Origin of the sequence: Gordonia desulfuricans NBRC 100010, from assembly GCF_001485495.1 — a bacterium.
GTDB lineage: Bacteria > Actinomycetota > Actinomycetes > Mycobacteriales > Mycobacteriaceae > Gordonia > Gordonia desulfuricans.
Genome location: NZ_BCNF01000057.1, coordinates 43,673 through 54,295 on the forward strand (window position 1 = coordinate 43,673; position 10,623 = coordinate 54,295).

A 10,623-nucleotide genomic window follows, 5' to 3' on the forward strand; every position below is an offset into this window, starting at 1 on the left:
GCCGGGCGGTCAGGTGATCAGTCCCTCACTGACGAGCCAGTCGTAGGCCACGTCGGACGGATCCTGGCCGTCGATGTCGACGCGGCCGTTGAGTTCCTGCAGCAGGTCGTCGGTGAGGCGTTCGGACACGGTGGCCATCAACTGCGCGATCTCCGGGTGGGCGTCGAGGACGTCCTCGCGGACCACGACGGTTCCGCTGTAGGGCAGGAAGAAGTGCTCGTCGTCCTCGAGAACCGTCAGATCGAGGTTCTTGATCCGTCCGTCGGTGGTGTAGACCATCCCGAAGTTGCACGGTGAGCTCTTCGCGGTGGAGGTGTAGACCACACCCGAGTCCATCTGGGTCACATTGCCCGACGGCACACCGTCGGGGGTGTTGTAGGGCATGTCGTAGGTCTTGAGCATCGGCAGGAAGCCGTCGGGGCGGGAGAAGAACTCCTCGTTGACGCAGAAGGTGCGTTCGGACACCGGCAGCTGGGCGATCTGCGACATCCGGGTGATCCCGAGGCGTTGCGCGGTGGCCGAGGACATCGCGAACGCATAGGTGTCGTTGAAGTTCGCCGGCGGCAGCCACACCAGGTGGTTCTCGGCGAGTTCGACGTCGTGGACCTTCTGCCACAGTTCGGTGGGGTCGGCGATCACGTCGGTCTCGTGCAGGTAGGTCACCCACGCCGTGCCGGTGTACTCCCAGGCGAGATCGGCACTCCCGTTGAGCATCGCCTGCCGGCTCGACGCCGATCCGGGCGCATTGGTGAGGTCGCTGACATCGGCACCCGCCGCCGCGAGATAGGTGGCGGCGATCTTGCCGAGCAGGATGCTCTCGGTGAAGTTCTTGGACGTGACGGTGATCTGGGCACCGGCCAGCGGTGTCTTCCCGTCCGGCAGTTTCGCCTCGTGGAAGGTGCCCGACGAACTGACGAGACCGCACCCGGCGATGGTGAGGACGCCGAGGATCGCCACCGCGAGTCCGAGTGTCGTGTTGCGGAGCCGTGCGATGAGCATCAGATCCCCCGTGGGGTCGCGGCCAGCTCGACGAGCCGGCCGAGCCAGTCGACGATGAGCGCCAACAGGCCCACCAGAATGGCGCCGGAGATGAGGAGCTTCGGCAGGAACAGGGTCACCCCGGTGGTGATCAGGGTGCCCAGGCTGGTCGCGCCGATGAAGGTACTCAGGGTGGCGGTGCCGACCAGGATCACCAGCGCGGTGCGCACGCCGTTGAGGATCACCGGTACCGCCAGGGGCAGTTCCACCAGGACCAGGGTGCGTACCGCCGACATCCCGATCCCACGGGAGGCCTCGACGGTGCGCTGGTCGACCTGCCGGAGGCCGACGATGGTGTTCTGCAGGATCGGCAGCACCGCATAGACCACCAGTCCGATGACCGCGGTGCGGAAACCGGTGCCGAGCCAGAACGTGAACAGCACCAGCAGACCGACGGCGGGCGCGGCCTGCCCGACGTTGGCGAGGTTGATCGCGATCGGGTTGAGCAGCCTGGCCCACGGGCGGGTCAGCACGATCCCGAGCGGGATCGCGATGACCACCACGATCGCGGTCGCCACCGCGGTGAGCTTGATGTGGTCGAGGATGGTCGTCTGCAGGCTCGACCAGGTCAGGGCGGCGCTCTCGGTCTCGGTGAAGGTGGTGTTCAGATACCAGATCAGATAGCCCGCGCCCACGACGACGATGAGCAGTGGTTCGAACCACACGTCCATCGGCAGACGCCGGAACCGGGCGGACAGGGCGGTCATGACGAGGCGCCGCTCTCGGTCGGTTCGCTGTCCCCGGTCGGTCTGCCGTCAGATGTCTGTTCGCTGCCTTCGGTGTGTTCGGTGTGTTCGGTGTAGGTGGAGTGGTCGTCGTCGCGGACCTCGGCGATGCGGCCCTGGATGATCTCCATGACCGACCCGATCGCGAGCGAACCGATCACCGCCCCGCGCGAATCGGTGACCAGCGTGCCGCCCTGGCTGGCGGCGAGCATGCTGTCGAGGGCGTCGTTGAGCGTCGACGACGACGCCACCACCGGCAGGCGGTGGTCGACATATGCGTTGACCTGGGGTTTGGTGGCCACCTCGTCGAGTGACGGCCAGGCGAGCGGACGTCCGTGGACGTCGACGGTGACCAGCCACCGTTGTCCGGCGGCACGGGCACGACCGACAGCCGCCTCGGAGGACTCGCCGACGCGGGCGGTGACCACCGAGTCGAGGGTGACGTCGCGGACACGGGCGAGGGTGAGATGGGCCAGGGTGGCACCGGATCCGACGAATTCCTCGACGAACGGGGTGGCCGGGTTGGCGAGGATCTCCTCCGGCGTCGCGTACTGCTCGATGTGGCCACCCTCGGACAGGATCAGCACCTCGTCGCCGAGTTTGGTGGCCTCCTCGAAGTCGTGGGTGACGACAACGATGGTCTTGCCGAGTTCCTTCTGGATTCCGATCAGACTGTCCTGCAATCGAACCCGGGTGATCGGGTCGACCGCGCCGAACGGTTCGTCCATCAGCAGGACCGGCGGATCGGCGGCCAGCGCACGGGCCACACCGACGCGCTGCTGCTGGCCACCGGACATGTCCTTGGGCAGCCGGTGGGCGAAATCGGCGACGTCGAGGCCCACGAGATCGAGCAGGTACTCGGTGCGTTCGGTGATGCGTTTGCGGTCCCAGCCGAGCACGCGGGGGATGGCGCCGATGTTCTTGGCGACGTCCCAGTGCGGGAACAGCCCGCCGGACTGGATCACGTATCCGATGGACTGGCGCAGTTTGTCGGGGTTCTCGCGGGTGACATCGCGCCCGCCGATGAAGATGCGTCCCTCGGTGGGCTCGATCAGGCGGTTGATCATCTTCAGCGTCGTGGTCTTACCACATCCCGACGGTCCGACGAAGGCCACGATGTGGCCGGCCTCGATCTCGAGGTCGAGCTTCTCGACTGCCGGTTTGGCTTGTCCGCGATAGCGTTTCACGACGCCGTCGAGCGTGATGGACGCTCCGGTGACCGTGTCCGGTGGTGTCATGTCAGTCCCCTCGAGATGGTGAGCCGACCGAGCAGAACGAGCAACGCGTCGAAGACGAGTGCGACGATCACGATGAGAATCGTTCCGGTCAAGGCCATTTCCAGTGCGTTGGCGCCGCCGAGGCGCGAAAGTCCGCTGAAGATCAACGATCCGAGCCCCGGGCCGAGCACGTAGGCGACGATCGCCGCGACACCGACGATCATCTGGGTGGAGACGCGGATCCCGGTGAGGATCACCGGCCATGCGATGGGCAGTTCCACGGTGAGCAGAATCCGCCAGCGCGGCAACCCGATTCCGCGCGCGGACTCCACCACGGCCGGCGGTACCGAGCGCAGGCCGACGATGGCGTTGCCGACCACCGGCATCGTCGCGAAGAACGCCAGCATGATGAACGACGGTACGACCCCGAGGCCGAAGGGAACGATCAGCAGTGCGAGGAGGGCGAGCGACGGAATCGTCAGCGCCACACGGCTGGTCGTCAGGGTCAGGGCAGACCCCAGCGAGAGTCGATAGACGGCCACGGCGACGACGATCGCGATGAGCGTTCCGATCAGAACGGTCTGAAACGCCAGCGACGCATGCTGATAGGTGAGGAAGGTCAGATTGCTCGCGTGGTTGCTGATGTAGTCCCAGAGATGCACATCGAAACCCCTTCCATGGGCGCCGGTGACTGCCCGCCACATCTGGGCGGGTCCTCAACTGACCGTAGACGGGACAATTGGTGAATCCGTCCCATTCGGTGGGATCGGTCGACCACCGCGGCGGGTTCGTCCGTGATCCCGCTGTGACTACCTGGGAACATATCGATGAGGTCACAGTCTGGTCACTTCGGCTCGTCGCGATCGGAATCGGACGGGATACGACGTGTCGGCCGGTGTCGTCACCGCTCGATAAGGTGGATCCATGGCAGTGAGTCGACCCCCCGACAAGAGCGGCGCGGTGCAGCGCGCCCCCCGCTCGCGGATGACCGGCGCACAGCGTCGGCTCCAGCTGATCGAGGTCGCCCGGGGGCTGTTCGCCGAGCGGGGCTTCGAGGCGACGTCGATCGAGGAGATCGCCCAGCGTGCCGGGGTCTCCAAGCCGATCGTCTACGAGCATTTCGGCGGCAAGGAAGGGCTGTACGCGGTGGTCGTCGACCGCGAGATGGAGACCCTCCTGGAGATGGTCACGTCGTCACTGACCCGCAACCGCTCCCTCTACCGCATCCAGCAGGTGGCCCTCGCCCTGCTGACGTATGTCGAGGAACGCACCGACGGGTTCCGGATTCTCGTGCGCGGCGACAGTACGGCCAGTAGCGATGCCACCACCTATTCGAGTCTGCTCAACGATGCGGTCAGCCAGGTGGAGCACATCCTGGCCGGTGATTTCGAGCGGCGTGGATTCGATCCGAAGCTCGCTCCGCTCTATGCGCAGGCGCTGGTCGGCATGGTCTCGGTGACCGCGCAGTGGTGGCTCGATGTCCGCGAACCGTCGAAGGAAGTGGTGGCCGCCCACCTGGTGAACCTGTGCTGGAACGGGCTGACGCGGCTCGATCCGCATCCGCACCTGGTGGGCCCGGACTACTCCGAGCAGACCGCGCGGACCACCGCCGACGGCCCGCCCGGACCCGATGAGGTACCGGTCACCGACGAGGCGCCGGTCACCGACGAGGCGGCACCCGCCGCGGACTAGCGGGAGCCGGACCGGTCAGTTCAGCACGATGCTGCGTTTGGCCAGTCCCATCCAGAAGCCGTCGATCACCTGGTCGGGATGCTGCTCGGGGTCGTCGCTGGCGCCGAGGGCGACGAACATCGGCGCGAAGTGTTCGATCGTCGGGTGTGCATAGGGCATGCCCGGGGCGCGCCGGCGGAAGTCGATGAGCGATTCGACGTCGCCGGCGGCGAAACGCTCGTGGGTCCAGGCGTCGAACTCCGCGGACCAGGTCGGCGGGGTGGCCTCCGGGCGCGGGTCGGTGAGGTAGGGCAGACCGTGCGTGGTGAATCCGGAGCCGATGATCAGCACGCCCTCGTCGCGCAGCGGGGCCAGCCGCCGCCCGAGGGAGATCAGCCGTTCGGGATCGAGGGTGGGAAGCGAGATCTGCAGGACCGGGATCTCGGCGTCGGGGTACATCACGGTGAGCGGTACGTAGGCGCCGTGGTCGAGGCGTCGTCGCTGGTCGTGGGCGATCGGTTCGCCGTCGGGCATCATCGCCGCGACGCGTGCGGCCAGCTCCGGTGCGCCGGGCGACCAGTAGGTGGTCCGGTAGTAGCGCTCGGGAAAGCCCCAGAAGTCGTAGGTCAGCGGGGTGTGCGGGTCGGTGGAGCCGATGGTCAGCGGGGCGGCTTCCCAGTGCGCCGAGACCACCAGGATCGCGGTGGGGCGGGGCAGCTCGCCGGACAGCTCGGTGAGCTGGCCGACCCACCGCTTGCTGTCGACGAGCGGTGGGGCCCCGTGGCTGAGGAACAGGGCTGGGGTGCGTGACGGTGCTTCCGACATGGTCATATCCTACAAAACAGTACTCCGGTCCGTTTTGTTTCCGCGATGTTCGCCCGGGTGGGCGACGGCGGGTTCCGGCGTCCGGATGCCGCCGGTGTCGACCAGAGGTCACGGCTTAGAATCTGTAAGAGTGTCGTCCTCACCCGCCCTCTCCGGGCTAGCCGCGGTCACCTGCTCGGATTCGTCTCTGGCGGCGTTGGCCGACCGGCGCGACACCGATCGCCTCGACATCACCGCCCCCGACGCCGCCCGGCCCTTCGTGGTCACCGCGCTCGCACAGGCCACGCCGGCGCCGCTGCTGGTGGTCTCGGCGAACGGCCGTGAGGCCGACGATCTCACCGCCGAACTGCGCGAACTGCTCGACGACCCGGCGTCGGTGGCGCAGTTCCCGTCCTGGGAGACCCTGCCGCACGAACGGCTGTCACCCAGCGCCGACACCGTCGGTCAGCGACTGGCCGTGCTGCATCGCCTCGCCGTGCCCGGCGACCATCCGCTGCGGGTCATCGTCACCACCGTGCGTTCGCTGGTGCAGCCGATGGCCCCGGGGTTGGGGGAGGTCCGGACCATCATCCTGCGCGAGGGCATCGAGCTCGACTTCGAGAGACTCCTCGAGGATCTCGTCGAGATGGCCTACGAGCGCGTCGACATGGTGGGTCGCCGCGGCGAGTTCGCGGTCCGCGGCGGCATCCTCGACGTCTTCCCGACCACCGCCGACTATCCGGTGCGGGTGGAGTTCTGGGGCGACGAGATCAGCGAGATGCGGGCCTTCTCGGTGGCCGATCAGCGCAGTCAGCCCGAGGTCGACGCATCGGTGGTGCAGATCCACCCCTGCCGTGAACTGGTCCTGACCGACCGGGTGCGGCGCCGTGCCGCCGATCTCGCCGCGGAGAACGCGGGCGACGCCTCGCTGGCCGAGATGCTCACCAAACTGTCCGAGGGCATCCCGGTGGAGGGTATGGAGGCGCTGATCCCGGCGCTCGTCGAGGGACGCATGCAGCTGCTCACAGAGGTGGTCCCGGGCGGCACGCGTGTCCTGGTGCTCGACCCGGAGAAGGTCCGCACCCGGGCGGCCGATCTCGCCGCGACCGGCGCGGAGTTCCTCGAGGCGTCGTGGAATGCCGCGGCGATGGGGGCCACCGCCCCGATCGACGGGCGCGGCGCCGAGGGCGGTACCGGCATCAACCTGCAGGCCAGTGCTTATCGGCCGCTCGACGACGTACTCGCCGCGACCCTCGAGGCCGGACGGCCGTGGTGGACGATCAGCCCGCTGTCCACCGGGTTCGGTGAGGAACTCGAGCTCGACCTCCAGCCGGGCCCGGCCCCGCACGGCAAAGAAGACGAGATCGCCGCGACGTTCACCACGCTGCGAGCACACGTCGCCACCGGCAAGCCCGCCGCAATCGTGGTGGCGGGCAAGGGAACCGCACAGCGAATCGCCGAGCGTCTCGCCGACGCCGAGGTCCCGCACACCGTCGCCGAGCCGGGTGCGCGTCCGGCGCCGGGGGAGGTCACCGTCTACGGCGGAACCCTGCGGCACGGCATCATCGCGGCGTCGGCCGGGCTGGTCGTCGTCACCGAGGCCGATCTGACCGGATCGCGGGTCGCCACCGTCCGTGACGGTCGCAAGCTCCCGGCCAAACGGCGCAACCAGGTCGATCCGCTCGCCCTGAGTGCCGGCGATCTGGTGGTGCACGACCAGCACGGCATCGGCAAGTTCGTCGAGATGATCGAACGCACCGTATCCGGCGCGCGCCGTGAATATCTCGTGCTCGAGTACGCCGCGGGCAAGCGGGGGCAGCCCGGTGACCGGCTGTATGTGCCGATGGATGCCCTCGACCAGCTGTCGCGGTATGTCGGCGGTGAGCAGCCGTCGTTGTCGAAGCTCGGCGGTTCGGACTGGCAGAACACCAAACGCAAGGCGCGCAAGGCGGTTCGCGAGATCGCCGGTGAACTCGTCCAGCTCTATGCGGCGCGGCACGCCGCCCCCGGCTATGCCTTCAGCCCGGACACGCCGTGGCAGCACGAGATGGAGGATGCGTTCGACTTCACCGAGACGGTCGACCAGATGACGGTGATCGGTGAGGTCAAGGCCGATATGGAGAAGGCGGTCCCGATGGACCGTGTGATCGTCGGCGACGTCGGCTACGGCAAGACCGAGATCGCGGTACGCGCGGCGTTCAAGGCGGTCCAGGACGGCAAACAGGTCGCGGTACTCGTCCCGACCACCATTCTGGCGCAACAACATCTGCAGACCTTCGCCGAGCGGATGAGCGGTTTCCCGGTACGGGTGCGGGGGTTGTCCCGGTTCACCGACGCCAAGGAGTCCAAGGAGATCATCGCCGAGATGGCCTCCGGTGAGGCCGACATCGTGATCGGCACCCATCGTCTGCTGCAGACCGGTGTCATCTGGAAGGACCTCGGGCTGGTGATCGTCGACGAGGAACAGCGATTCGGCGTCGAGCACAAGGAACACATCAAGTCCCTGCGTACCCACGTCGACGTGCTGACCATGTCGGCGACGCCGATCCCGCGCACCCTGGAGATGTCGATGGCCGGCATCCGCGAGATGTCGACCATCCTCACCCCGCCGGAGGAACGGCACCCCGTGCTCACCTATGTCGGTGCCTATGCACCCAAGCAGGTGGCTGCCGCGATCCGCCGCGAGTTGCTGCGGGACGGGCAGGTGTTCTACGTGCACAACCGGGTGTCGACCATCGACAAGACCGCCAAGCAGATCGCCGACATGGTGCCCGAGGCGAGAGTCGTGGTGGCCCACGGCCAGATGAACGAGGATCAACTCGAGAAGACGGTGTCGGGGTTCTGGAACCGCGACTTCGACGTGCTCGTGTGTACCACCATCATCGAGACCGGCCTGGACATCTCCAACGCCAACACGCTGATCGTCGACCGCGCCGAGAACCTCGGTCTGTCGCAGCTGCATCAGCTGCGTGGCCGCGTCGGACGCAGCCGCGAGCGGGGCTACGCCTATCTGCTCTACAGTCCGGAGAAGCCGCTCACCGAGACGGCATACGACCGGCTGGCCACCATCGCCCAGAACAACGAGCTGGGCGCGGGAATGGCGGTGGCGCTCAAGGATCTCGAGCTGCGCGGTGCCGGAAATGTATTGGGTGCAGAACAATCCGGGCACGTGGCCGGTGTGGGCTTCGACCTGTATGTCCGGCTGGTCGGCGAGGCGGTCGAGGCCTATCGTGCGGCCGCCGACGGCAAGCCGGTGACCACCGAGGAGACCACCGAGGTCCGCATCGATCTGCCCGTCGACGCCCACATCCCGGTGGAGTACGTCGATTCCGACCGGCTCCGTCTGGAGGCCTACCGCAAGCTCGCCGCGGCCGGCTCCGATGCCGACGTCGACGCGGCGATGGCCGAACTGCTCGACCGCTACGGTGAGCCGCCGGTGGAGACCACCCGGTTGGCGGCGATCGCCCGGCTGCGGTTGCGGTGTCGTGAGCGCGGGATCGCCGAGTTGGGTGCGGTCGGCACCAACGTGAAGATCTCGCCGCTCTATCTGCTCGACAGTGAGCAGGTCCGGCTCAAGAGGCTGTACTCGGCGGCGACGTACCGGGCGACCACCGAGCTGGTCACGTTGCCGATCCCGCGTACCGGGGGTGTCGGGTCGGCGCGGCTGCGCGACGAGGAGCTGATCGACTATCTGGTGACATTCCTCAAGACGCTCAAACCACTGGATGACTGAGCTGACGCACTAACGTCTACCGCAGAGGTTCTTCCGAACCGACCAGCACCACGGCGAAAGGCATTCCGATGACGGTGGTCCTGCTCGACCCGCATCGACCGGACATGATCCCGGTGCGGGCCCGCACCCACCTGGCGGGTGCGGTGTTCGTCACCGAGGACGTCCCGACGTCGATCCTGTGGCAGCTCGATCATTTCGAGCCGGTGTTCGTCGAGACCGACACCGCGGGGACGCTGGTGTCCACCGACGCCGCGCACCCGTTGGTGCAGGCCCGGATCGCACACGGCGACGAGGTGATCGCGTCGGCGGTGCCGGCCGGTAGCGATCTGCTGGAGGCGGTCGCGTTGATGGACACCCTGCGCCGCAACGGACCGTGGGAGAGCACCCAGACCCACGCCTCGCTCCGACGGTATCTACTCGAGGAGGTCTACGAGCTGCTCGACGCGATCGACGGCGGAGATCAGGCCGACCTGCGCGAAGAGTTGGGGGATCTGTTGCTGCAGGTGCTCTTCCATGCGCGTATCGCCGCCGACGATCCTGCGGCGCCGTTCGACATCGACGCGGTGGCGCGCAGCTTCACCCAGAAGGTGTCCGGTCGTACCCCGGGCGTGCTGTCGGGGGAGCATTCCGATCTGGAGACCCAGATCCGGGAGTGGGAGGAACGCAAGGCCGCCGAGAAGCAGCGCGGTTCGGTCCTCGACGGGATCGCCACCACGGCGCCGGCCCTCGCGTTGACGCAGAAGGTGCTCGAGCGCCTGACCGCGGCCGGCTATCCGGTGGAACGGATCGACCCGGCGGTGCTGACCGTGACCGTGGTGGCCGGTGACGACAGTGTCGAGGCGCAGGCGCGCGAACGCACCCTGGACCTGATGGATCAGGTCCGGGCGGTCGAGGAGCAGGCGCGGATCGACGGCATCACCCTCGACGGCCCCGACGCCTGGCTCGCCGTCCTCGACCGCCAGCAGTAACCGTCCCGGGTTCAGCTCAACCATCAACTGGGCGTTGGCTATTGAGCTGGTGATTCCTGTTGATGATTGAGCCGGGCGTCCTTTGATGATTGAGCCGGGACCGAGCGTAGCGAGGACCCGTGTCGAAATCTCTGTGGGTTTCCTCGGGGTGGTGACCACCTCTGAGGTGGTCCGGTTCCGAGTTCGGCTGTCTGAGGTTTCGACTCGTCTCGTCGCTGCGCTCCTCGTCGGCTCAACCATCGTGTGGGGCAAGCTGATTGAGCCGGGCGTTCCACGTTGATTGAGCCGGGACCGAGCGTAGCGAGGACCCGAGTCGAAATCCCCGCAACCCGACGTCAGGAATCGACCACCTCCAAGGTGGTCACGCCACCGAATTCGGCCAACAGAGGTTTCGACACGTCTCGTCGCTACGCTCCTCAGCGGCTCAACCTGAATCCACCGATCCAGATGGAAAAACCTGGGCCCGA

8 protein-coding genes are annotated in these 10,623 nt (G+C 67.2%); 3 read left to right on the plus strand and 5 right to left on the minus strand.

Translation table 11 applies throughout. The features are described from left to right. Window positions 1-9: 9 nt before the first annotated feature. Genes GD1_RS10185 through GD1_RS10200 form a run of 4 tightly spaced genes read right to left on the minus strand, consistent with a single transcriptional unit; the run spans window position 10 to window position 3,642 of the window. The gene (locus GD1_RS10185; protein WP_059036918.1) at window positions 10-999 is read right to left on the minus strand and encodes a glycine betaine ABC transporter substrate-binding protein; all 990 of its coding nucleotides are present in this window, start codon (window positions 997-999) and stop codon (window positions 10-12) included. Beyond that, on the minus strand, window positions 999-1,745 hold the full coding sequence (locus GD1_RS10190) for an ABC transporter permease (RefSeq protein WP_059036919.1): 747 nt from the start codon (window positions 1,743-1,745) through the stop codon (window positions 999-1,001). The genes GD1_RS10185 and GD1_RS10190 overlap by 1 nt, the downstream gene beginning before the upstream one ends. Next, a complete protein-coding gene (locus GD1_RS10195) occupies window positions 1,742-3,001 on the minus strand; it encodes an ABC transporter ATP-binding protein (protein WP_059036920.1) in 1,260 nt (419 codons plus the stop codon). Before GD1_RS10195 ends, GD1_RS10190 begins: the two co-directional genes overlap by 4 nt. Further along, the gene (locus GD1_RS10200; RefSeq protein WP_059036921.1) at window positions 2,998-3,642 is read right to left on the minus strand and encodes an ABC transporter permease; all 645 of its coding nucleotides are present in this window, start codon (window positions 3,640-3,642) and stop codon (window positions 2,998-3,000) included. Before GD1_RS10200 ends, GD1_RS10195 begins: the two co-directional genes overlap by 4 nt. Window positions 3,643-3,904: 262 nt before the next feature. Between GD1_RS10200 and GD1_RS10205 the strand changes: the two genes are divergently transcribed. After that, window positions 3,905-4,672, plus strand: coding sequence for a TetR/AcrR family transcriptional regulator (locus tag GD1_RS10205; RefSeq protein ID WP_053778433.1), 768 nt, complete (start codon window positions 3,905-3,907; stop codon window positions 4,670-4,672). A 15-nt stretch (window positions 4,673-4,687) separates the two neighbouring features. On the opposite strand, the gene GD1_RS10210 is transcribed toward GD1_RS10205, so the two are convergent. Next, entirely contained in the window at window positions 4,688-5,482 is a 795-nt protein-coding gene (locus GD1_RS10210) for a dioxygenase family protein (RefSeq protein ID WP_059036922.1), read from the minus strand. Window positions 5,483-5,606: 124 nt separating this feature from the next. Here GD1_RS10210 and mfd point away from each other — a divergent pair, with 124 nt between their 5' ends. Together mfd and GD1_RS10220 are read left to right on the plus strand one after the other, a co-directional pair. Further along, a complete protein-coding gene (gene mfd, locus GD1_RS10215) occupies window positions 5,607-9,188 on the plus strand; it encodes a transcription-repair coupling factor (RefSeq protein ID WP_059036923.1) in 3,582 nt (1,193 codons plus the stop codon). A gap of 68 nt (window positions 9,189-9,256) precedes the next feature. Beyond that, complete coding sequence (locus GD1_RS10220; RefSeq protein ID WP_020792379.1) at window positions 9,257-10,156, plus strand: nucleoside triphosphate pyrophosphohydrolase; 900 nt, start codon at window positions 9,257-9,259, stop codon at window positions 10,154-10,156. Window positions 10,157-10,623 lie beyond the last annotated feature (467 nt).

Excerpts from the sequence above, each read along its gene's own strand:
- GD1_RS10185 (WP_059036918.1), bottom strand. The coding sequence starts at position 999 with ATGCTCATCGCACGGCTCCGCAACACGACACTCGGACTCGCGGTGGCG.
- GD1_RS10190 (WP_059036919.1), bottom strand. The coding sequence starts at position 1,745 with ATGACCGCCCTGTCCGCCCGGTTCCGGCGTCTGCCGATGGACGTGTGG.
- GD1_RS10195 (WP_059036920.1), bottom strand. The coding sequence starts at position 3,001 with ATGACACCACCGGACACGGTCACCGGAGCGTCCATCACGCTCGACGGC.
- GD1_RS10205 (WP_053778433.1), top strand. The coding sequence starts at position 3,905 with ATGGCAGTGAGTCGACCCCCCGACAAGAGCGGCGCGGTGCAGCGCGCC.
- GD1_RS10210 (WP_059036922.1), bottom strand. The coding sequence starts at position 5,482 with ATGACCATGTCGGAAGCACCGTCACGCACCCCAGCCCTGTTCCTCAGC.
- GD1_RS10220 (WP_020792379.1), top strand. The coding sequence starts at position 9,257 with ATGACGGTGGTCCTGCTCGACCCGCATCGACCGGACATGATCCCGGTG.